This window comes from Streptomyces sp. NPDC058470 (genome assembly GCF_042721055.1).
In the GTDB taxonomy this organism is placed as follows: Bacteria; Actinomycetota; Actinomycetes; order Streptomycetales; family Streptomycetaceae; genus Streptomyces.
The window spans coordinates 60370-80662 of the sequence record NZ_JBHXMF010000028.1 but is presented as its reverse complement, the minus strand read 5'-3'; the positions used below and the strand labels follow the sequence as shown (position 1 = coordinate 80662).

21 protein-coding genes and 2 pseudogenes are annotated in these 20293 nt (G+C 71.3%); 13 read left to right on the top strand and 10 right to left on the bottom strand.

What is annotated here, in order from left to right:
* Positions 1-17 precede the first annotated feature (17 nt).
* Genes ACFWP7_RS21505 through ACFWP7_RS21495 form a run of 3 tightly spaced genes read right to left on the bottom strand, consistent with a single transcriptional unit; the run spans position 18 to position 1727 of the window.
* A complete protein-coding gene (locus tag ACFWP7_RS21505; protein ID WP_384383149.1) occupies positions 18-422 on the bottom strand; it encodes a Rieske (2Fe-2S) protein in 405 nt (134 codons plus the stop codon).
* A complete protein-coding gene (locus ACFWP7_RS21500) occupies positions 419-1003 on the bottom strand; it encodes a DUF6529 family protein (protein WP_384383148.1) in 585 nt (194 codons plus the stop codon). The genes ACFWP7_RS21505 and ACFWP7_RS21500 overlap by 4 nt, the downstream gene beginning before the upstream one ends.
* Positions 1004-1052: 49 nt before the next feature.
* Positions 1053-1727 (bottom strand): hypothetical protein, encoded by a 675-nt coding sequence (locus ACFWP7_RS21495; RefSeq protein WP_384383193.1) that lies wholly within the window; start codon positions 1725-1727, stop codon positions 1053-1055.
* A gap of 186 nt (positions 1728-1913) precedes the next feature.
* On the opposite strand from ACFWP7_RS21495, the gene ACFWP7_RS21490 reads away from it, so the two are divergent.
* The 6 genes from ACFWP7_RS21490 (at position 1914) to der (ending at position 6997) form a co-directional block, all read left to right on the top strand.
* Complete coding sequence (locus ACFWP7_RS21490) at positions 1914-2354, top strand: YidB family protein (RefSeq protein WP_384383147.1); 441 nt, start codon at positions 1914-1916, stop codon at positions 2352-2354.
* A gap of 118 nt (positions 2355-2472) precedes the next feature.
* Entirely contained in the window at positions 2473-2835 is a 363-nt protein-coding gene (gene aroH / locus ACFWP7_RS21485) for a chorismate mutase (protein ID WP_384383146.1), read from the top strand.
* Positions 2832-3917 carry a prephenate dehydrogenase gene (locus ACFWP7_RS21480; RefSeq protein ID WP_384383145.1) on the top strand — a complete coding sequence of 362 codons (1086 nt, stop codon included), beginning with the start codon at positions 2832-2834 and terminating at the stop codon, positions 3915-3917. Before aroH ends, ACFWP7_RS21480 begins: the two co-directional genes overlap by 4 nt.
* Before the next feature lie 149 nt (positions 3918-4066).
* Positions 4067-4762 carry a (d)CMP kinase gene (cmk, locus tag ACFWP7_RS21475; RefSeq protein ID WP_384383144.1) on the top strand — a complete coding sequence of 232 codons (696 nt, stop codon included), beginning with the start codon at positions 4067-4069 and terminating at the stop codon, positions 4760-4762.
* Entirely contained in the window at positions 4759-5436 is a 678-nt protein-coding gene (locus ACFWP7_RS21470; RefSeq protein WP_384383143.1) for a lysophospholipid acyltransferase family protein, read from the top strand. The genes cmk and ACFWP7_RS21470 overlap by 4 nt, the downstream gene beginning before the upstream one ends.
* Positions 5437-5512: 76 nt before the next feature.
* On the top strand, positions 5513-6997 hold the full coding sequence (gene der / locus ACFWP7_RS21465) for a ribosome biogenesis GTPase Der (RefSeq protein WP_384383142.1): 1485 nt from the start codon (positions 5513-5515) through the stop codon (positions 6995-6997).
* 69 nt (positions 6998-7066) lie between these two features.
* Here der and ACFWP7_RS21460 read toward each other — a convergent pair whose 3' ends face one another.
* Positions 7067-7435: a hypothetical protein gene (locus tag ACFWP7_RS21460; protein WP_384383141.1), complete on the bottom strand. Its 369-nt coding sequence runs from the start codon at positions 7433-7435 to the stop codon at positions 7067-7069.
* Between the two features lie 301 nt (positions 7436-7736).
* Positions 7737-8510, bottom strand: coding sequence for a hypothetical protein (locus ACFWP7_RS21455; RefSeq protein WP_384383140.1), 774 nt, complete (start codon positions 8508-8510; stop codon positions 7737-7739).
* A 534-nt stretch (positions 8511-9044) separates the two neighbouring features.
* Between ACFWP7_RS21455 and ACFWP7_RS21450 the strand changes: the two genes are divergently transcribed.
* Together ACFWP7_RS21450 and ACFWP7_RS21445 are read left to right on the top strand one after the other, a co-directional pair.
* Complete coding sequence (locus ACFWP7_RS21450; RefSeq protein ID WP_384383139.1) at positions 9045-9722, top strand: transglycosylase family protein; 678 nt, start codon at positions 9045-9047, stop codon at positions 9720-9722.
* Between the two features lie 152 nt (positions 9723-9874).
* Positions 9875-10381, top strand: a pseudogene (locus tag ACFWP7_RS21445) (transglycosylase family protein); the annotation flags it as partial.
* Between the two features lie 52 nt (positions 10382-10433).
* Here the strand turns inward: ACFWP7_RS21445 and ACFWP7_RS21440 are convergent.
* From ACFWP7_RS21440 to ACFWP7_RS21430, 3 genes are read right to left on the bottom strand one after another with little or no spacing between them, the layout of a single operon-like run.
* Positions 10434-11180, bottom strand: coding sequence for an ATP-binding cassette domain-containing protein (locus ACFWP7_RS21440; RefSeq protein ID WP_384383138.1), 747 nt, complete (start codon positions 11178-11180; stop codon positions 10434-10436).
* Complete coding sequence (locus tag ACFWP7_RS21435; RefSeq protein WP_384383137.1) at positions 11177-14413, bottom strand: ATP-binding cassette domain-containing protein; 3237 nt, start codon at positions 14411-14413, stop codon at positions 11177-11179. The genes ACFWP7_RS21440 and ACFWP7_RS21435 overlap by 4 nt, the downstream gene beginning before the upstream one ends.
* Complete coding sequence (locus tag ACFWP7_RS21430; RefSeq protein WP_384383136.1) at positions 14413-14895, bottom strand: hypothetical protein; 483 nt, start codon at positions 14893-14895, stop codon at positions 14413-14415. Before ACFWP7_RS21430 ends, ACFWP7_RS21435 begins: the two co-directional genes overlap by 1 nt.
* Positions 14896-15031: 136 nt before the next feature.
* On the opposite strand from ACFWP7_RS21430, the gene ACFWP7_RS21425 reads away from it, so the two are divergent.
* The 3 genes from ACFWP7_RS21425 (at position 15032) to ACFWP7_RS21415 (ending at position 18081) form a co-directional block, all read left to right on the top strand.
* The gene (locus ACFWP7_RS21425; protein WP_384383135.1) at positions 15032-15568 is read left to right on the top strand and encodes a hypothetical protein; all 537 of its coding nucleotides are present in this window, start codon (positions 15032-15034) and stop codon (positions 15566-15568) included.
* On the top strand, positions 15543-16829 hold the full coding sequence (locus ACFWP7_RS21420) for an ABC transporter substrate-binding protein (RefSeq protein ID WP_384383134.1): 1287 nt from the start codon (positions 15543-15545) through the stop codon (positions 16827-16829). The genes ACFWP7_RS21425 and ACFWP7_RS21420 overlap by 26 nt, the downstream gene beginning before the upstream one ends.
* A 199-nt stretch (positions 16830-17028) precedes the next feature.
* A complete protein-coding gene (locus ACFWP7_RS21415) occupies positions 17029-18081 on the top strand; it encodes a helix-turn-helix transcriptional regulator (RefSeq protein WP_384383133.1) in 1053 nt (350 codons plus the stop codon).
* Here ACFWP7_RS21415 and ACFWP7_RS21410 read toward each other — a convergent pair.
* Positions 18014-18276, bottom strand: a pseudogene (locus ACFWP7_RS21410) (cytochrome ubiquinol oxidase subunit I); the annotation flags it as partial. The gene ACFWP7_RS21415 and the pseudogene ACFWP7_RS21410 overlap by 68 nt on opposite strands.
* Between ACFWP7_RS21410 and ACFWP7_RS21405 the strand changes: the two are divergent.
* Together ACFWP7_RS21405 and ACFWP7_RS21400 are read left to right on the top strand one after the other, a co-directional pair.
* Positions 18238-18363, top strand: a complete 126-nt coding sequence (locus ACFWP7_RS21405) for a hypothetical protein (RefSeq protein ID WP_384383201.1) — start codon at positions 18238-18240, stop codon at positions 18361-18363. The pseudogene ACFWP7_RS21410 and the gene ACFWP7_RS21405 overlap by 39 nt on opposite strands.
* Before the next feature lie 365 nt (positions 18364-18728).
* Positions 18729-18944, top strand: a complete 216-nt coding sequence (locus tag ACFWP7_RS21400; protein ID WP_384383132.1) for an I78 family peptidase inhibitor — start codon at positions 18729-18731, stop codon at positions 18942-18944.
* A gap of 107 nt (positions 18945-19051) precedes the next feature.
* Here the strand turns inward: ACFWP7_RS21400 and ACFWP7_RS21395 are convergent, their stop codons facing one another.
* Positions 19052-20089 (bottom strand): phosphatase PAP2 family protein, encoded by a 1038-nt coding sequence (locus tag ACFWP7_RS21395; protein WP_384383131.1) that lies wholly within the window; start codon positions 20087-20089, stop codon positions 19052-19054.
* Between the last annotated feature and the right edge of the window lie 204 nt (positions 20090-20293).

Genomic DNA, 20293 nt, shown 5'->3' with positions numbered 1-20293 from the left:
GAGCGTACGTGCCGGCCTCACGCCAGGGTGATCGAATTTCCCTCGACCTTGATCTGCTTCTCGGGCAGCGGCTGTGTCGCCGGGGAGTGGGCCACCGAGCCGTCCTGGATGCTGAACTTGCTGCCGTGGCAGGTGCAGTTGATGGTGCCGTCCGAGACATTTGCCACCGGGCACAGCTGGTGGGTGCAGATGTTGGAGAAGGCCTTGAACTGGTCCTTCTCCGGCTGGGTCACCACGACCTGCGCGTCCTTGAAGATCTTGCCGCCGCCGACCGGGATGTCGGTCGTCTTCGCCAGTTCCTGTCCGGCGGAGGCGCCGGCGGACGCCGAGTCGCTGCTGCCGCCGTACTCGCTGCAGCCCGCGACGAGAGCTGCCGCGCCGCTCGTGAGGAGAACCGTGCGCCGCGTCGGTCGATGGGTCATGTTGTCACTCCGAAGGTGCGGAAGAACCAGAGGGCGGACGTCAGCCAGATGACGGTGAGGACGGTGAACACGAGTCCGCCGATGATCGGCAGCAGCCAGCCGGGCAGTCGCTCCGAACGGAGCAGCAGCATCTTGGCACTGAAGGCACCGAAGAAGAAGCAGCCCAGGAGAGAGTGCCACAAAACGCGCGATTCGTACGTCTGGTAGCCGAGCGCGTACAGGCAGTGCACCGCGACCGGCACCGCCACGAGGAACGCGATCCGCCCCGACCAGCGGTGCAGCGCCGCCGACCAACCCGGCCCCGGCAGCTTCCCGTACACCATGAACGCCGAGACGACCTGGACGAGCGCGAAGGTGAACGCCACCGTCGCGAGCCAGGACTTCACGGCGCCCGTGCTGCTGAAGCCGGCGAGGTTGAAGGCGGTGCCCGCGGGGTCGTGGACCTTGCCGTACACGCCGAGACCGACCGCCACCGCCGCGGCGACCAGGGCCGGGACGAGATAGCGGGCCGGGTGTGGACGGCCGTGGGCGGGCGGGGGAGTCGGGAAGCCCCGGGTGGCGGCGTTCGGATCCACGGTCATGAACGGCTCCCTGCGGCAGCGGGGGTCGGATGATGGGGACGAGCGGGGGTCAGGGGATGACGGGCCGGGCGGTGAGCTGCTCGCCGTCGATCGTCACGACGCCGGTCGACGGGTCGATCTCGGGCGCCGGTGAGGGCTTGTCGTCGCGCTTGAGGATGCCGACCTGATCGCCGCCGGGAAGCACGATCCAGCCGCCGTCGACCTTGGCGCCACGCACGGTGGCCGTCGCCCGGTAGAGCCCGGACGGCTTGACCGCCTTGTCGGCGGTGAAACCGTAGCGCTGCCCGTTCAGGTCGACCGTGCCGCGGATCCGCCTGCCGTCCTGGAGCGTGCCGTTCAGTTCGGCGCCCTGCTTGCCGGTCAGCTTCATGGTGCCGTCGTCCTTGACGGCGCCCTTCAGCCACGACTCCTTGTCGTGGCCGTCGCAGAAGTACGCGATCGCCTTGCCGTCGCGCACGGAGACCGCGATCGCCGAGGAGTCGTCGTCGGTACGGCCCGCGTAGTCGGCGTTGGGCTGCGCGGTCCTCGACGGTGTCGGCGACGGGGACGGCTTGCTCGCGCTGGGTGCCGGGCTGGGTGTCGCGCTCGGCGAGGCGGTCGCGGCGGGCACCTCCTCCTGATAGGACGACGCGCTCTTCGTCCCCGTCGTCGCGTTGAGCGACAGCAGGAACAAGCCGAGCACCAGTCCCGCGAGCAGGGTGACAAGGGGTCCTGGACGCTTCATTCGGGCCATGCGGGCCTCCCCCGAGGCGAGTCTCCCGGCCATGAGAGCGGATCCGCGCCCCGGCGTCCAGAGGCGCACAGGTGCGTTCTCACTACAAGTGGCGGAATAGGGCAATTCGAGTGACATTGGCAGAGTTCGAGGCCGGGCGGTGACCTGCACCCGGCCGCACTCCTGAAAGGCGTGACCATGGCGGGTAACGATCTCGGCAGCCTGCTCGGCGGTCTCCTCGGCGGAGGCCAGGGCAGTACGTCCGGTGGTTCCGGCGCGGGCATCCTGGGGGCGCTGCTCCAGTCCCTGGCCGGCGGTTCGGGCACCGGTTCGAGCAGCGGTTCGGGCGGCGGCAACCCGCTGGGCGGACTTCTGGAGATGCTCACCAGGTCCGGGCTCACCGCGCAGAAGGACTCCTGGGTCGGCACCGGCGAGAACCAGCCCGTGACCGGCGCGCAGATCCAGCAGGCGCTGCCCGACGAGACGCTCAAGCAGGTCGCCGAACAGGCCGGGGTCACCTCGGACCAGGCCGCGGGGGCGATCGCCCAGACCCTGCCCCGGGCGGTCGACAAGCTGAGCCCGAACGGCGTGCTGCCGGCCGCCTCCCTGGAGGACCTCATCAAGGCGCAGCAGGTCTGACACCTCGCGGTGCGTGCGCGGCCCCCGTCTCGTCAGCCGGGCGCCGCGCACCCGCGCGTTGCGGGCTGACTACGCTGGTGTGACAAGACGTATACGTACATCAGCAAGGAGCATCACCGTGGCGGTACGAGCGGTCCGGGGCGCCGTCCAACTGGAGCGGGACGAGGCCGGCCACATGGACGAGCAGGTCAGCGAGCTGCTCACCGCCGTCCTGGAGCGGAACGGCCTCACCACCGATGACCTGATCAGCATCTGGTTCACCGCGACGCCCGATCTGCACAGCGACTTCCCGGCGGCCGCCGCGCGGGGGCTCGGCATCGTCGACGTGCCGCTGATCTGCGCGCAGGAACTGGAGATCGAAGGCGCAATGCCCCGAGTCGTACGAGTCCTCGCGCACATCGAGTCCGACAAGCCCCGCGCCGACATCGCGCACGTCTACCTCGGCGCCGCGGGCGCACTCCGCAAGGACATCGCCCAGTGAGAACCGCCCTCGTCATCGGCACCGGACTGATCGGTACGTCGGCCGCCCTGGCCCTCGTGGCTCGCGGCGTCGTGGTCCACCTCGCCGACCACGACCCGGAGCAGGCTCGTACGGCGGCCGCGCTCGGCGCAGGTACCGACGAGGCGCCGGACGGTCGCGTCGACCTCGCGATCGTGGCCGCGCCGCCCGCACATGTGGCCGTGACCCTCGCGGACGCCATGCGGCGCGGGGTGGCCCGCGGCTACCTCGACGTGGCGAGCGTCAAGGGCGGCCCGCGCCGGGAGCTGGAGGCGCTCGGCCTCGACCTCTCGTCGTACATCGGCTCGCACCCCATGTCGGGCCGCGAGAAGTCGGGGCCGCTGGCCGCCACCGGGGACCTCTTCGAAGGGCGCCCGTGGGTATTGACGCCCACCCGGGACACGGACACCGAGGTGCTCAACCTCGCCCTCGAACTCGTGTCGTACTGCCGTGCCGTACCCGTCGTCATGGACGCGGACGCGCACGACCGGGCCGTCGCGCTCGTCTCGCACATGCCGCATCTGGTGTCCAGCATGGTCGCCGCGCGCCTGGAGCACGCCGAGGAGACGGCCGTACGCCTCTGTGGCCAGGGCATCCGTGACGTGACGCGGATCGCCGCCTCCGACCCGGCGATGTGGATCGACATCCTGTCCGCCAACCCGGGCCCGGTCGCCGACCTCCTCGCGGACGTCTCCGCCGACCTCGACGAGACGGTCCAGGCCCTGCGCGCCCTCCAGTCCTCCGACGAGGAGAAGCGCCGCGAGGGCGCCGACGGGATCGCGGACGTCCTGCGGCGCGGGAACGCCGGCCAGGTCCGTGTTCCCGGCAAGCACGGCTCGGCGCCGCGTGCCTACGAGGTCGTGGCCGTCCTCATCGACGACCAGCCAGGACAGCTCGCCCGCATCTTCGCCGATGCCGGGATGGCGGGGGTCAACGTCGAGGACGTACGCATCGAACATGCGACCGGGCAGCAGGCCGGCCTGGTGCAGCTGATGGTGGAGCCGAAGGCGGCGCCGGTGCTGAGTGCCGCGCTGCGGGAGCGGGGCTGGGCGCTGCGGCATTAGCGGTTCGCCGCGAGGGCGCGGTGTGCGGGCTCTCCTGCGCCGGCCCAGGAAGGGCCAGTAATACGGGGTCCGTGGAGCCAGTAACCTTGTGCGGGGCGCGATCGCGTCCCGCACAGACCTCCGCCCCGCACCAGGAAGGTGTTCCCACCGTGGAAAACGGCGCCGCCCGGACCGTACCGGCTGTGATTGTCGCGATTGACGGCCCCTCCGGCACGGGCAAGTCGAGCACCTCGAAGGCGGTGGCCTCGCAGCTCGGGCTGAGCTACCTGGACACGGGCGCCCAGTACCGGGCGATCACCTGGTGGATGGTGAGCAACGGGATCGACGTCACCGACCCGAGCGCGATCGCGGCCGCCGCGGGCAAGCCGGAGATCATCTCCGGCACCGACCCGGCCGCTCCGGCCATCACCGTCGACGGGACCGATGTCGCGGGCCCGATCCGCACGGACGAGGTCACCTCCAAGGTGAGCGCCGTCAGCGCGGTGCCCGAGGTGCGCGCGCGGATCACCGAGCTGCAGCGTTCGATCGCGGCAGGCGCGGAGGGCGGGATGGTCGTCGAGGGGCGTGACATCGGGACGACCGTGCTGCCCGACGCCGACCTGAAGATCTTCCTCACCGCGTCCGCGGAGGCGCGTGCCGCCCGGCGCAGCGGTGAGCTGAAGGGCGCCGACATCAACGCCACCCGGGAGGCTCTGGTCAGGCGGGACGCGGCCGACTCCAGCCGTAAGACGTCCCCGCTCGCCAAGGCCGACGACGCGGTCGAGGTGGACACCTCCGACCTCACACTCCAGCAGGTCATCGAGTGCGTCGTCACCCTCGTCGAGGAGAAGCGGGCCGCGAAGTGACCGAAGCACCATCGGTACGGGGTGCCGAGGTCGGGCGCCGTATCGGCGTCGGACTGATGTACGGCCTGTGGAAGCCGCGGGTTCTCGGCGCCTGGAAGGTACCCGCGAGCGGCCCGGTGATCCTGGCCGTGAACCACGCGCACAACATCGACGGACCGATGGTCATGGGCGTGGCGCCCAGGCCCACCCACTTCCTGATCAAGAAGGAAGCGTTCATCGGGCCGCTCGACCCCTTCCTGCTCGCCATCGGCCAGCTGAAGGTGGACCGCTCGGTCGCCGATCGCACGGCGATCACCCAGGCGCTCGGCGTCCTCGACAACGGAGGGGTCCTCGGAATCTTCCCGGAGGGCAGCAGGGGCGAGGGCGACTTCGCCTCGCTGCGGGCCGGGCTCGCGTACTTCGCCGTACGCGGCGGGGCGCCCATCGTCCCGGTGGCGGTACTGGGAAGTTCCGAGCGGAGCGGCCGGTTGACCAAGGGGTTGCCCCCGCTGCGCAGCAGGGTCGACGTCGTCTTCGGCGACCCCTTCGAAGCGGGCGACGGCAGCGGACGGCGTACGCGCAAGGCCCTCGACGAGGCGACCGTACGCATCCAGAAGCAGCTGACCGCGCACCTGGAGAACGCCAGGCGCCTCACCGGGCGCCGGGAAAACGCCGGGCGCCCCATCGGGCACTAGGCGACACTTGAGTAGTGGATCTCCCGATATACGGGGGGCCACCGATCACCACGATGAACTACGAGGTACGGACTTCATGAACGACCACATCCAGCCCGACGGCTCGGCAGGCTCTGCCGAGCACGAGCACGGGGCGCTTGGCGATGCCGAGTACGCGGAGTTCATGGAGCTCGCCGCGGAAGAGGGCTTCGATGTCGAGGACGTCGAGGGCGCGCTCGGGGAGGCGGGCCACGGTCCGCTGCCGGTGCTCGCCGTCGTCGGCCGTCCCAATGTCGGCAAGTCGACTCTGGTGAACCGGATCATCGGCCGCCGTGAGGCGGTCGTCGAGGACAAGCCCGGCGTCACCCGCGACCGCGTCACCTACGAGGCCGAGTGGGCGGGCCGCCGCTTCAAGCTCGTCGACACCGGCGGCTGGGAGCAGGACGTCCTCGGCATCGACGCCTCCGTGGCCGCGCAGGCCGAGTACGCGATCGACGCGGCCGACGCGGTCGTCTTCGTCGTCGACGCCAAGGTCGGCGCCACGGACACCGACGAAGCCGTCGTACGACTGCTGCGCAAGGCCGGCAAGCCCGTGGTCCTGTGCGCCAACAAGGTCGACGGACTGAGCGGCGAGGCCGATGCCTCGTACCTCTGGGCCCTGGGCCTCGGCGAGCCGCACCCCGTCTCCGCCCTGCACGGCCGCGGCACCGGCGACATGCTGGACGCCGTCCTGGAGGCGCTGCCCGACGCCCCGGCGCAGACCTTCGGCGTCGCGGTCGGCGGCCCCCGCCGTATCGCTCTCATCGGCCGCCCGAACGTCGGCAAGTCCTCGCTGCTGAACAAGGTGGCCAACGAGGACCGCGTGGTCGTCAACGAGGTGGCCGGCACCACCCGTGACCCGGTCGACGAGCTCATCGAACTCGGCGGTATCACCTGGAAGTTCATCGACACGGCGGGCATCCGCAAGCGGGTCCACCTCCAGCAGGGCGCCGACTACTACGCCTCGCTGCGGACGGCCGCGGCGGTGGAGAAGGCCGAAGTCGCCGTCATCCTGATCGACGCCTCCGAGACCATCTCCGTCCAGGACCAGCGCATCGTCACGATGGCCGTCGAGGCCGGGCGGGCGATCGTCCTCGCCTTCAACAAGTGGGACACCCTCGACGAGGAGCGCCGCTACTACCTGGAGCGCGAGATCGAGACCGAGCTCCTCCAGGTCGCGTGGGCGCCGCGGGTGAATGTCTCCGCGCGCACCGGGCGGCACATGGAGAAGCTCGTCCCGGCGATCGAGGCGGCCCTGGAGGGCTGGGAGACCCGCGTGCCGACCGGCCGTCTGAACGCCTTCCTCGGTGAGCTGGTCGCCGCCCATCCGCACCCGGTCCGCGGTGGCAAGCAGCCGCGCATCCTCTTCGGCACGCAGGCGGGCACCAAGCCCCCGCGGTTCGTGCTCTTCGCCTCCGGCTTCATCGAGCACGGCTACCGGCGCTTCATCGAGCGCCGGCTGCGCGAGGAGTTCAGCTTCGAGGGGACGCCGATCCACATCTCGGTGCGGGTGCGCGAGAAGCGCGGCGCCAAGAAGAAGTAGTCATGGAAAAGGGCGGCTCCTCTCTTTGAGGAGTCGCCCTTTTCGCTGTGTTCTCAGAGCCCCGTGTTCTCAGATCCCCCTGCGCGGCGCGGGCGGCAGCGCGGCCGGGACGTGGTGCATTGCGGTGCTGTGCTGTTGCTGCCGTCCGCTCGTGTGCTGCCGCGCGGAGTACGCCCCCGCGCTGTACGAGCTGTAGGAGCCGTACGAACTGAACGAGCTGAACGAGTTCGTGCTCTGCGGGAGGTTCCCGAAGGCCGCGAAGCCCAGCTCCTCCTCGCCGTGGCGGTCGCCGGGCAGGGCCCTGAAGGATCTGACCCACTCGGCGTAGAGCGCGTCGTAGATCGGCGTGGCCGATGGGCCGCCCGGGGGGTCCTGGGCCGGCCGCGCGACGGGGACCGGCTGGTAGGGCTGGCGGCGGGGGACGTCGTAGGTGTGCACGTACGTGCCAACGACCCCGGCCCCGCTACGGATGCGGCCAACGCGTGGCTTTCGCAGGTCACCTGGAGGGCGCGGCGACTGTCCAGGGCACATGGAGGGGCGCAGCGTCGGTCCCGGTCGCTGGGAGGGTGCGGCGCCTGTCCAGGGTCGCCGGGAGGGTGCGGCGCCTGTCCAGGTCACCTCACCGGGACGGTGCGGCGCCCGTGGCTGGTCGTGCCCGTGCGACGGAGCCGCGTAGGTGTCGCGGCCCCGCGCGCCCCTGTTGGGCGCCGCAGTCTCCCGGCTCAACCCGGCGGAGCGCTCAGGTCCCGGCGAGCGGCAGCGCGCTGGCGACGAGCTTGCCGTTGGCGGCGGCCTTGTCCAGGGCGTCGCGCAGCAGGTCCTCGCGGGGCTGGCGGCCGATCGAGCCGACCGGGGCCGCGAACAGGAGTACCTGCTGGTGCTTGTTGGCGGCCGCGCGCCAGCTGTCGGCGACCTGGAGCGCCTGGTGTGCCTGCCACCAGGCGACTGGCGAGCCCCCGCCGGTGCCCGGCTGGAGCACGGCGTGCAACTGGCCGGCGGCGAGCAGCACGGACCAGCCGTGCAGCACGGGCGGCACCGAGTTCAGCCCGGTCACCGGCATGAAGCCCTGCTCGATGAGGAGGGGCAGGAAGTCGTCGCCGATGTCGGTCGAGCCGGGGCGAACGATGGGCCCGGTCGGTTCGACGACCAGCGCCGGATGCAAGTCACCGTCGATCAGGAGGAGTCCGCTGGTGACACCGAGCACGGCCTGCTCGGGCCCGGCGCCCACCGGCCCGCCCTCGGCGGCGATCGAGCGGACGGCGCCCTGGAGTTGTTCCTCGGTGACCTGGACGACCTGCGAGGGCAGGCAGGTCGCGTGGGCGAAGGCAAGGACGGCGGTCTCGTCGCCGATGAACAGGACGGTGCTGGTGCGCTCCTGTTGCGAATCGCCCTGGGTGCGGCAGGACGTGCAGTCGTAACTGCCCGGGGCGTTCTCTCCGGCGAGCAGCCGGTCGGCTTCTTCGTCGCCGATCTCGGCGCGTACGTCGTCGCTGACGTCGAGCATGCGCGGCACGCTGGCTCCTCGGGATGCGGTGCGTGGCGATGCCGGGTGGCCCCGGCACCTGAATCCGGGGGTCCCCGGCTCATGAAGATGACAACGGGCGATCTGTGGCCGGAGTCACGCCCGGGAGCGAACGGAATCGAACCATCCGAAGCGCAGCGTGAGGTCGCCCGCGGAATCCGTCACTCCGAGCCAACTTCTCGGGGTACTAGGGAAGTTGAGCCGGTGAACTGGGTCACAGATCACCGGGCCGACAGGTCGACATATCAGGAAATCACCCTATGAAGTGGGTGGCCGAATTTCGCCGATACCGTCGGTAACGGTGAACTGGCCTCGAATGACAAGGAGTTGGTTGATATCGGTCGGTCGGCTCCATAGATTCCTCCGCCGTGTGCAACGAGCACCGCTCGGGTACGTCCGCCGGTCGAACCAGCCGGCTCGCAGTACAGCCTCCGGCGGACGGGGTGGAGCGCGACAACCGGCGTCATACGCGCGGGGAGTCGCGCCCTGTCCTGGGGGACCCCGGGTCCGTGGAGAGGGATTTGTATGTCCGCATGTGCCGAGAACAACAGCACTCATAAGGTTCGTACGACGCGTACGACGGCGGTCCTCGCAGGGGCGGCCCTGCTCGCCCCGCTCGGACTGCTCGCCACAAGTGGCAGCGCCGCGGCGGCCGACAGCGGAGTGTGGGACCGCATCGCCCAGTGCGAGAGCGGCGGAAACTGGCACATCAACACCGGAAACGGCTACTACGGAGGGCTGCAGTTCTCCGCGAGTACCTGGCAGGCGTATGGCGGTGGCGCCTACGCGTCGACCGCCGACAAGGCGTCCAAGGGCGCCCAGATAGCCGTCGCGACCAAGGTCCAGCGTGCGCAGGGGTGGGGCGCGTGGCCCACCTGTTCGGCGCGGGCCGGAGCGTCCGGCAGCGCGCCCGCGTCCTCGGGCGCCGGGTCGTCCGGAGGATCGGCGACCACGAAGTCAGCACCCAAGTCGGCACCCAAGGCCGCACCCAAGGCGGCCCCGTCGAAGGCGCCCGAGCGTCCGTCGGGCGATCACGCGAACCGGAGTTCGTCCCGCGGCGACTACACGGTCCGCAGCGGTGACACGCTGGGCGCCATCGCGGCGTCGCACGGGACCACCTGGCGGAAGATCTACGCCGCCAACAAGGCCGTCATCGGCGGCGATCCCGATCTGATCCTGCCCGGGCAGCGGCTCGACCTCTGAGCCCCTCCCGACGCTCTCTCGTGAGCGCGGGGTCCTGGGCACGAGCTCTTGGGCGTGGGGCCCTGTCCGGCCGGTCCTCCGACCGGGTGGGGCCCCGGCCTGGTCGGGCGCGGCTGGAGGGGCGGCCCGGCCGGGCTGCTTAGCGTGGGCCGATGCACCCCCAGTGGCACTCATCGACCATGCCGGGCAAGTCCGTTCGCTACGCGGTCGTGGTCGCCGCCGCGTTGGCCGTCCTGGCACCCTCCAGGGCGGCCGCCGCCCCGCCGCCCCCGCTTCCCGGCCCCCAGGCGGCACGAATGTCCTACGACTGTGCCAAGGACCAGTGGCCCTGGGGCTGTCTCGCCGAGTGCGAGAGCAGCGGCCGCTGGGACGCGAACACCGGGAACGGCTTCTACGGAGGGCTGCAGTTCTGGCCGTCGACCTGGGAGGAGTTCGGCGGCCTGAAGTACGCCTCGCGCGCCGACCTGGCCACCCGCGCGGAGCAGATCGCGGTCGCCGAGGGCGTGTTGGCCACCCAGGGGTGGGAGGCCTGGCCCGTCTGTTCCAAGAGGTACGCACTCCAGGGCCGTATGCATGCGGTGAAGCGCGGCGACACGCTCTCGTCGATCGCCCGCAGGTATCTGGTCAAGGGCGGCTGGCAGGCGCTCTATAAGGCCAACAAGCAGATGATCGGGCTCTATCCGGACCGGCTGAACGTGGGCACCCTTCTCGTCATCCCGAAGGGTTCGGGCGGCGGCGCCCGGACCTCGGACCGTGCCCTGTTCGGCCCGCCGTCGGCGGCCCTGTCCTTGGCTGCCTCTCTCGCTCCCGTCTCGCCTCGGCCGCCTCTCCGCTGAACACGACCGCGCCGCGGCGCAGTTCATGGACGTACGTCGTCCTGCCCGGCCTTTCGCGCAGGCCGGGCGGCAGCCGCTGTTCCGCGACCACCACGCACGCGTCGAGGCCGCCCAGGAGTTCGTACGTGCGTGCCGCGACCGTCGGTGACATGCCCTGCGCGGGCTCGTCGACGAGCACCACGCGCGCGCGTGCCAGCAGGGCGCGGGAGAGGGCGAGCATGCGCTGTTCGCCGCCGGAGAGGGTGCCTGCGCGACGGGGGAGGAGGGGGAGGAGTTGGGGGTAGGCGTCCAGGGCGGGCGCGATACCGTCCTTGCGGGCGGCCAGTTCGAGGTTCTCGCGGACCGAGAGCGAGCCGAAGACGGCACGGCGCTCGGGGACGAAGCACAGCCCGCGGCGGGCGCGTTCGTAGGCCGGCAGCCGGGTGACGTCCGCGCCGTCCCAGACGACTGTGCCGCCGGACAGGGGTACGGCCCCTGCGAGGCCGCGCAGCGCGGTCGTGCGGCCGGAGCCGTTGCGGCCGAGCAGCACGGTGAGGCCGGGTCCTGGGGCGACGAGGGTCACGCCGTGCAGGGCCTCCAGAGGGCCGTAGCGCACGCGTGCGTGGTGCAGGGCGATGCTCATCCGCCGTTCCCCGTTTCGAGTACGCGGCCGGCCGCACCGGAGGTGACGATCCGCCCCGCCGCCATGACATGGACCGTGTGGGCCAGGTCGGCGACCAGATCGAGGTCGTGCTCCACGACGAGCAGGGCCATGCCGTCCGCAGCGAGGGCCCGCAACACGCGCGCGAGGGCGGTCACTTCACCGCTGTCGAGCCCGGCGGCCGGCTCGTCGAGCAGCAGCACCCGCGGGCCGCCCGCGAGCGCCCGCGCCAGTTCGACACGCCTCAGGGTGCCGGTCGGCAGCCCCGCCGCGGGCAGCGCCCGCACCGGCCCTTCGAGCCCGAACAGTCGCAACGCCCGCTCCACGGAACCTGGATCGGCGCTCCGCCCCTGCTCGGCGCCCACCCGAACGTTTTCGGCCACGGTCAACGAGGGGAAAATTGCCAGCTGCTGAAAGGTCCGCGCGATCCCGAGCCGGGTGCGGGCGTGCGCAGCCAGCCGGGTGATGTCCCGCTCCCCGAGCAGCACCTGCCCGCCCGCGGGGCGCAACGTCCCGGCCAGACAGTGGAAGAGGGTGCTCTTCCCCGCGCCGTTGGGGCCCACCACCGCGGTGACCCGGCCGGGCCGGACATCGAGGTCCACTCCGTCGAGGGCGGTGAAACCCCCATACGTGACGTGCAGTCGGCGGGCGCGGAGGGCTTGAGTGGCCGTGGGCTCCAGCGGGAGGCGCGAACGGCGGGGCACGGCTCGGTCTGCGCCGAGGTCTGCGCCGCGCGATGCCGCAGCCCTTCCCGAGCCCAGTCGGCTCCTGGGCCTGCCTGGATCCTGGGCGGAGGCATGGCTCCGCGATGGTGTGCCGTAGACCGGTCGGCTCCGGCGTTCCTCCGGCTCCGAGACGGAGGCGGCGCCCCGCGGCCGGGCGGTGCTTCCCTGGTGTTCGGCGTCGGGTGTCGTCGTGCTGACGGGGGGCGGTTCGACGGGGGGTGCGGCGGTAGGCGTCGGCGTCGTGCGGGGCGGATGGCCGGGGTTGGCCGGGCCGTGTCGGGGTGGGTGAGCCGGGCTTCGCGGGTGCTCGGCGTTGGGTGCCTTCTCGTCGGCGGCATGTCGTTCGGCGGTGCTGGGTGGCGTAGTTCCGGCAAGGGGTGTGGCGGCATGTCCCGGGGGTGTGTCGGGCGGGTGGCCGGGCTCCGGCAGGGTGTTTTGTCTGCCGTGTTGGTCGGGGGTTTCCGGGAGTCGGTGCTCTGTGTGTCTCGGTCCGGTGGTGAGGGGGCGGTCGGAGTCGGTCGGGCTGCTGCGGCGGCGCTCGCCCACCGTGGGTACTGCCGGGAGCCGTCGGCCAGGTCCCCCCGCCGCCATGGCGGCGGCCCCGGCCGGTAGTGGCTCCCTGGTCATCCTCGGCCGCACCGGCCGCAGTTGGCGTCGTACCCGGGTGCCCAAGGGTGTGAGTGTCGCCCGGCGGCGCAGGTGCAGCCGGGAAGCGGCGGTGTGCAGGGCCTCGTACGGGCCGCCGGGGAAGCGGCCGACGAGGACGGCCAGTACGCCGATCAGGGCTGCCGCCACCCCGCCGCGCGCCCCGGCGTCGAGTCCCACGAGCAGGGCCGCGGCGGCGAGGGCGCCGAGCACGCTGTCGGCGCCGAGGACGACGACCGCCGCGAACCAGAGCAGGCCGCGGACGGGGTCGTACGCCGTCGCGTCGAAGGCGCGCAGGCCCATTCCGAGCATGCCGCCGCCGAGGGCGGCCAGGGCGGCGCCCGCCACGAAGGCGGTCAGTTTCAGGGCGGGGACGCGGACACCCGCCGCCGACGCGCCCGACTCGTGGTCGCGCATCGCTGCCAGAGCCCGGCCCGTGCAGCCCCGGCGCAGCGCGCCGGCCGCCACCAACGCGCAGCCCAGCAGGGCCAGTTCGAGCAGGTAGTACGCGCGGTCGCCGTCGAAGCCCGCCGGGCGGCCGAGGGACAGGCCCGAGGTGGAGTACGGCTGGGCGAAGACGAAGCGGCTGACGCCGACGCCCACCGCGAAGGTGGCCAGGGCGAGGGCCAGGCCGTGGCGGCTGATGGCGGGCCAGCCGGTGAGGAGGCCGAGGGGGGCGACCAGGATGACCGCGACCGCCAGCGCGGCCAGTTCCGGCAGCTGGGGCAGGCCGGGGAAGCGGCCCGCCGCGAGCAGGGCCGTGAAGAGGGCGCCGAGACCCGCGTACGCCGCCTGCCCGAGCGAGATCTGGCCGCCGCGGCCCGTGACGACGACCAACGACAGCAGCACCACGCCCAGCGCCGGGACCTGCACCGACGTATGCAGGTCCGAGCCCGCGAAGCCCAGGGGCAGGAGGAAGAGGACGACCGCCACGATCCACGCCCCCGGCGGGGTCGCGACGCGGGCCGTCGCCGTGCGCGGGAGCGCGTCGCGGGTGCCGATGCCGGGGAGGACGAGGGCCGCGATCAGCAGCGCGACCACGAACAGGTTCGCGCCGACCGCCTGGAGCAGGGGTTCCTCCCAGCCGGACGGGTGCAGGCGGGTCAGCTGGCTCTGCGCGACGCCGACGCCGAGTGCCACCCCGACCGCCACCGGAAGGCTGCGCATCCGGGCGACCACGGCGACCGCGAGCACCTCCATGACGAGCAGGGGCATGCCGTACGGGTCGAGGCGCACATACGGGGCGAGGAGTACGCCGGTCAGGCCGGCCGTGAACGAGCCGAACGCCCAACCCGCCGCGGCCACCCGGTCCGCGTCGATGCCGCCGAGCACGGCGAGGGAGCGGTCGTCGACGACGGCGCGCAGCTCCGTGCCGATACGCGTCCAGCGCGTGACGGCTCCGACGCCCAGGGACAGCGCGACCGCCACCGCCAACTGCCCCCACGGATCCGCCGACACCGGCGTCGGTGCGTCCGCGCGTGCCCCCGTGCCCCACACCAGGGCCGCCCCGCCGACGAGCAGCACGAAGACGCCGATGGACGCGACCAGCGTCTGCGCCGGGTCGCCGCCCAGGACGGACAGTGGGCGGAAGACGAAACGTTCCAGGGCCACGCCGATCGCCGGGGCCACCACCAGCAGCGTCACCGCGGAGGCGAGCGCGAGCGGCCAGCCCCACTCGACCGTGAACTGGCGCAGCAGATAGGCGCACACCATCGCGATGGCACCGTGCGCGAAGTTGAGGACACCGGTCGCCCGGTGGGTGACGATCAGTCCGATCCCGGTCAGGGCGGCGGCGCTGCCGACCGAGAGACCGGCGAGGGTGAGGTCGTACGTCAGTGACGCCATCAGTCGTCCGGATCGGCGGCGGACGGCTCGCAGATCGGGCACGGCCCCAGTTCTCCGCTCGCCAGAAGCAGCGAGTCCACCGGTACGGCCTGTGCCTTCCCGGCGACCAGCGGGCAGTCCGCGCGGTGCCACAGCGTGCCGCCCGGCACCGTCAGGAGCTCACCGCTGGTGGCGACGGGAACGACGGCCGGCTGCCCGGACTCGTCCATGTCGGTGGGCTCCGCCGCGACCAGGAGGCTGTACAACTCCTCGACGCGCGCCGCCGCCAGCGCGTTCCTGCCGTGGGTGAGGAGCACCGCGCCCGCGATGATCAGCGCGGCGCCGGGCACCGTGCACGACGCCAGAAACGGTAGTTGCCGCTCCGCGTACCGCTCGCCCGAGATGCCGTACCAGCCGATCACGCACAACACCGCTCCCGCGGCGAGCGCGGCCCACCCCGCCCACAGGACGGGGTGCACAGTCCGCAGTCGAGCTGTCCGCATCCGGGGCTCCAACACGTCGTGTGTTTTGGTCCGTTGACTGTCCATGTCAGCCAATGGCTTGCACTATGCCTTCTGCAAGCTGACCCTGAAAGCACCGGGCGCACCTGGCCCGGTCCGACACCCGGTGGTGAGCCAGATGGTTCTCGGGAGCGACCTCAGGCGGGGGAACGGCCGGGGGGTGGCGGCAGCGGCGGTCCTGTTCCTCGCCGCGGCCCTGACGGCGTGCAGCGACGAGAGCGGCGGCGGTGACACCGACCCGCCCACCCCCTCAGTGGAGCGGTCCACCGGCGCGGAGCCCAGCCCCACGGCTCCGGCGGACGCCGCGGCGGCCGAGCAGGAGGTGAAGGAGAACTGGGAGAAGTTCTTCAACCCGGCCGTCGCCCAGAAGGACAAGACGGCCGTTCTGGAGAACGGCGACCAGATGACCCAGGTCCTGGAGGGCTTCAGCGGAGATCAGCGCGGCCAGCAGGTGGAGGCCGTCGTCGAGAAGGTCGAGTTCACCTCGCCGGCCGACGCGAACGTGACGTACTCGCTGACCCTGAAGGGCGCGACCGCGCTGCCGGGCGCCGCCGGAACAGCGGTCGAGCAGGACGGCACCTGGAAGGTGTCCGTGAAGACGCTCTGCGCGCTGGTGCAACTGAGCGGCAATGAGTCGCCGGGCCCGGGCTGCTGAGGCATTCGCCGCGGGCCTGCTGCTACTACTGAGCGCGGCCTGCGGCAGCCGCCTCCCGGAGAGCGACTTCGAGAACCGGTCCACGCCCGCCCCGCAAGGAGGCACCGCACCGATCCGTGTCGGCATCATCACCAGCGCCACCAGTCCCGTCGGCGGCTCCGCCTTCACCGGACCGCGCGACGGGGCGAAGGCCTACTTCGACCGGCTCAACGCGCGCGGCGGCATCGGCGGGCGCCCTGTCGAGGTGCGGCTGTGCGACGACGGGGGCAGCGGGGTCGGCAACAACGAGTGCGTGCACCAACTCGTCGACGAGGACAAGGTCGTCGCCCTCGTCGCCACCACCGTCCTCGACTACGCGGGTGCCCCTCGGGTGTCCCACGCGCACGTGCCCGACATCGGGGGGCAGCCCATCGGGCCGGCCTACGACACCTATCCGTACCTCTACGGGATCTACGGGAGCCTCGCGCCCCGTGACGGCACACCCGGCTGGGACGGCGAGTTGTACGGCGGGACCGAGGTCTACCGCTACTTCAAGCGTGAGCAAGGTGCCCGCACTGCCGCCGTCGTCTCCTACAACCAGTCCGCGTCGGCCTCCTACGCCGGGCTTGTCACCGCGGGGCTGACGGCCGAGGGCTACAAGGTCGTCACCGAACAGGTCGACTTCGCGCTTCCCAACTTCCGGGCCGCCGCGGCCGATCTGAAGGAACAGGGCGCCGATCTCGTCTTCGACGCCCTCGACACGCATGGCAACGCGCAGCTGTGCGAGGCCATGGACGCCGTCGGGGCCTCGGTCGTCGCCAAGGTCACCAACGTGCAGAACTGGACTTCCGCCGTCGCCTCCGACTACAAGGACTCCCCGCGGTGTCGCAACGCGCTGTGGGTGACGGGGGCCAGCCGTAACTACGAGGACACCGGACAGGCGGCTGTACGGGAGTTTCGCGACGCTACGGAGGGGCTGGAGGTTCACTCCCAGTGGCAGTTGGAGGGGTGGGCTGCTGCGATGTGGTTCTCGGATGCGGCGGAGTTCTGTGCGTCCTCGGGGGTCACGCGGGCGTGTGTCGACCGGTTCATGAACCGGGGGGAGCCGTACAGCGCCGACGGGCTGCTGGTTCCGGTCGTCTACGAACGGCTGGCCGTGCCGCCCGAGACGCGGAGGACTTGTGTGTCGGTGGCGCGTTGGGAGGACGCACGGGGGTGGGTCTCCCAGGGGGAGATGGACAGCAACTGTTTTGAGGTGCGGCAGTTGGCTTATCGACCTTGAGGGGGTGGCGGGGTGGCGGTCGCGGGTGGTGGGTTTTCGCCCCCTCCGCCCCTGCCCGTCCCGTATCTGGGGGCTGCCGCCCCAAGCCCCCGCTCAGGCCTGGACGGCCTCGTCCTCAAACGCCGGACGGGCTGAAACGGGGCCGAGGGAACAGTCCTTGCGGACAACGGCTGTCCGCAAGGGCTGTCAGACTCACCCCATGTTGGAGACCTCGGCACGGCTGCTGCGTCTGCTCTCGTTGCTTCAGGCTCATCGGGAATGGTCCGGGGCGGACCTGGCGGACCGGCTCGGTGTCACGCCTCGTACCGTGCGCCGCGACGTGGACCGGCTGCGGGAGCTGGGCTATCCCGTCAACGCCAGCCCCGGCACGGGCGGCGGCTATCAGCTCGGCGCGGGGGCGGAACTGCCGCCGCTGCTCCTCGACGACGAGGAGGCGGTGGCTGTGGCGGTGGGCCTGCGGACGGCCGCGGGGCAGGGCATCGAGGGCATCGGGGAGACCTCCGTACGCGCGCTCGCGAAACTGGAGCAGGTGCTGCCGCACCGGCTGCGCCGCCGGGTGAGCGCCCTGAACGCGTTCACCGTACCGATGCTGCGCGGCCCGCAGCCGTCTGCCGTTGCCATCGACCCTGGCGTGCTCACGGAGTTGGCCAACCTCTGCCGGGACGCCGAGCGGCTGCGCTTCGAGTACCGCAGTCATGAGGGTGCCTCCAGCCGCCGTACCGTCGAACCGCACCGTCTGGTGTGCACCGAGCACCGCTGGTACCTGGTCGCCTGGGACGTCGACCGCGACGACTGGCGTACCTTCCGGGTGGACCGCATCACGCCCACGCCGCCGCACGGACCGCGCTTCACACCTCGTACGCCACCGGCCGAGGATCTGGCGGCGTACGTCTCCAAAGGCGTTTCCACGCGCGTGTACGCCTCGCATGCCGTCGTCAGGCTGCTGGTGTCCATGGAGGAGGCCGCCGAGCGGATCTCGCTCTCCGCCGGGATGCTGGAGGCCGAAGGGAAGAACAGCTGCATCCTGCGGTCCGGGGCCGCGAGCCTCGATGTGATGGTGCTTCACGTGATGATGACGGGCTTCGATTTCGAGGTGCTCGAACCCGCGGAGCTCACGGGGGCGATCAGGACGGCGCGGGACCGGCTGTCCCGGGCTCTTGAGCGGTCCGAGGGGCCCGGGAATCCGCCGGGTACTCGGGATGGTGCGGGTCGAACGGCGGGGCCTCGAAGCGGATCCGGGGCGGCGTCGTGAAGGTGTGACTCGGGGCGGACACGAGGTGGCCCACTCCAGGGAGCGGCCGAAGCCCAGGGGGACGTCGATGTTGGCGCCGTACTTGGCGGTCTTCCAGACGCCGTAGAAGAGGCTCGGCAGGAAGGCGCCGTTCGTCGAGAGGGCGTTGAGCGGCGCGTGGGCGAACCAGCCGAAGGCGGCGGGGCCGTCGGGCATCAGGAGCGAGCCGAGGACGATCAGGCCGCCTGCGCGGTGTCCGTCCCCGTCGCTCGCCCCTTCGCGGTCGCGTTCCGGGTCTGCTGAAGCTCACGCCGTGATGCCCGTGCCGCACCTTGATCCGACAGCGGGAGTGCGGGGATTGTGTGCTGGAACCGTGTATTTCCTATGCGGTGTCAGCTCCCTGAGCACTCCGCGGAATCGGAATGGAAAGGCGTCGGGGCACGGCTGGATCCGTACATTCCACTGGGTTATTCGGGGCGGCGTCGGGGGAGCCCCGAATTGAGTTCGAAGGTGCGCGAAACGCGTACCGAACCCCTCGTCCGTGTGACGGAGTTCGGCCGAAACGCGTGCCGTGATCCTGTGACAGAAGTGTGACCGGAGAGGGATAAGCGCGGCATGGTGCGGTGCCGGGCTTCCCCGGTGCCGGAGGGCCGCCTAACGTGGCGTTCATGGCACCCATCCCCACCCCTCCCGCAGAGCCCCAGGACAGCACGGAACCCTATGTCGGGCTGGAGGCGAGAAGCGCCGAGCGTCGTGCCCGGGAGCACGGCTGGTCCACGGTGCGCTCGCTGCCGCCCGGCACGATCATCACCATGGAGTACCGCGCGGGGCGGCTCAACTTCGAGGTCAGCCACGGCAGGGTGACCCGCTGCTGGAAAGGCTGACGGGCGCCGTCGGCGGTATGTGCGAAGGCCCCCGGCTCGTCAGGAGCCGGGGGCCTTCGCGGTGCGGGGAGAGGCTTGTGCGTACCGGCCCCGCGGGTTCTGTGTGCTCAGGGCCCCGTCGCGGGGCGGGCCGAGGGGTTCGTGGGCGTGCGTGGCACCCGGTCCGGCTGTGGCGGGCGGCGGCTGCCGACCGGGGTGACCGGGGTGCGCTCGGAGCGTGTCGTGTGCGGGCCGGGTGCCAGGGTGACCGGTGTCCGCGGCGCTCGGGCGCCGGCCGTCTCGTGGGCCGGCATGTCCCCTTCCGCGCTGATGGGCTGCGTGACCATGACGGGTGCGCCCACCGGAGTGGGGGCGGGAGTGTCCGCGGGAACGGGCGCGGTACGGGCGCGACGGGTGCGCCAGCTGTCGCGCAGGGCGAAGATCCAGACCTCCGCGCGGGCGATCAGCGGCTCGAACCAGGGCAGTGCCAGCAGGATCAGCAGACCCGCCGCCCAGCCCAGGACCACATCGCTCAGCCAGTGCGTGCCCAGATAGACGGTGGTCAGACCGACGCCCAGGGAGACCACGGCGGAGACCGCGGACAGCCACCGTCTGGCCTGCGGGGTCGAGGCCAGATAGGCCAGGATTCCCCAGGTCACGACGGCGTTCGCGGTGTGACCCGACGGAAATATATCGCCGCCGAGACCCATCTCGTTCGAGCCGATCGTGGTCGCGTAGTGCGGACCGAGGCGGCCCATGCCGATCTTGGCGGCGCCGACCGTGATGTTCAGCAGCAGCAGTGAGGCGCCCAGCGTGAGCAGGGGGCGCAGGGTGTGCTGCCGCCAGGAGCGCCAGCCCAGCCAGGCGGTGACCATCACCGCTGTGGGGCCGCGCTGGCCGAGTACTACGTAGTAGTCGAGGAACGCATGGATCTCCGGCCATTGCTGATAGGGGCGGAAGAACATGACCTGCCAGTCGAGCCGGACCAGCCATGAGGTGATCACGACGGCCCACACGATGGCCCCGTAGAAGACCAGGGTCGCGGTGAAGAGCACGACCCTGTGCCGGTTCATGACCGGCACATCGATGTGGGCCGGTCGTTCCGGCTCACGGTCCAGCCGGGCGAAGACCCGGTCAAGACGAGTCAGCAATCGTTTGGTACGCACTCAATCGACGTTACAGCGAGTGAGGCTTGTTCCAGGTCGAATCACTCGCTTTGTGATGACGATGTGATGTGGGATTCCTCTCAGGATGATGTCAATTTCCAATGAATCGCTAATCCGTCATGGTCGAACCCTTCAATTCCATTGATCAGGTGTGAGTTCGATTTACTGCCCTTGCATTTCCGTTCACCTGAAGATTGGATGAAA

What these genes read in the sequence shown, in the direction of transcription:
- ACFWP7_RS21430 (WP_384383136.1), bottom strand. Translation starts at nt 14,895, where the DNA reads ATGCGGACAGCTCGACTGCGGACTGTGCACCCCGTCCTGTGGGCGGGG.
- ACFWP7_RS21415 (WP_384383133.1), top strand. Translation starts at nt 17,029, where the DNA reads ATGTTGGAGACCTCGGCACGGCTGCTGCGTCTGCTCTCGTTGCTTCAG.
- der (WP_384383142.1), top strand. Translation starts at nt 5,513, where the DNA reads ATGAACGACCACATCCAGCCCGACGGCTCGGCAGGCTCTGCCGAGCAC.
- ACFWP7_RS21505 (WP_384383149.1), bottom strand. Translation starts at nt 422, where the DNA reads ATGACCCATCGACCGACGCGGCGCACGGTTCTCCTCACGAGCGGCGCG.
- ACFWP7_RS21500 (WP_384383148.1), bottom strand. Translation starts at nt 1,003, where the DNA reads ATGACCGTGGATCCGAACGCCGCCACCCGGGGCTTCCCGACTCCCCCG.
- ACFWP7_RS21440 (WP_384383138.1), bottom strand. Translation starts at nt 11,180, where the DNA reads ATGAGCATCGCCCTGCACCACGCACGCGTGCGCTACGGCCCTCTGGAG.
- ACFWP7_RS21435 (WP_384383137.1), bottom strand. Translation starts at nt 14,413, where the DNA reads ATGGCGTCACTGACGTACGACCTCACCCTCGCCGGTCTCTCGGTCGGC.
- ACFWP7_RS21420 (WP_384383134.1), top strand. Translation starts at nt 15,543, where the DNA reads ATGAGTCGCCGGGCCCGGGCTGCTGAGGCATTCGCCGCGGGCCTGCTG.
- ACFWP7_RS21495 (WP_384383193.1), bottom strand. Translation starts at nt 1,727, where the DNA reads ATGAAGCGTCCAGGACCCCTTGTCACCCTGCTCGCGGGACTGGTGCTC.
- ACFWP7_RS21400 (WP_384383132.1), top strand. Translation starts at nt 18,729, where the DNA reads ATGGCACCCATCCCCACCCCTCCCGCAGAGCCCCAGGACAGCACGGAA.
- ACFWP7_RS21425 (WP_384383135.1), top strand. Translation starts at nt 15,032, where the DNA reads ATGGTTCTCGGGAGCGACCTCAGGCGGGGGAACGGCCGGGGGGTGGCG.
- ACFWP7_RS21450 (WP_384383139.1), top strand. Translation starts at nt 9,045, where the DNA reads ATGTCCGCATGTGCCGAGAACAACAGCACTCATAAGGTTCGTACGACG.
- ACFWP7_RS21490 (WP_384383147.1), top strand. Translation starts at nt 1,914, where the DNA reads ATGGCGGGTAACGATCTCGGCAGCCTGCTCGGCGGTCTCCTCGGCGGA.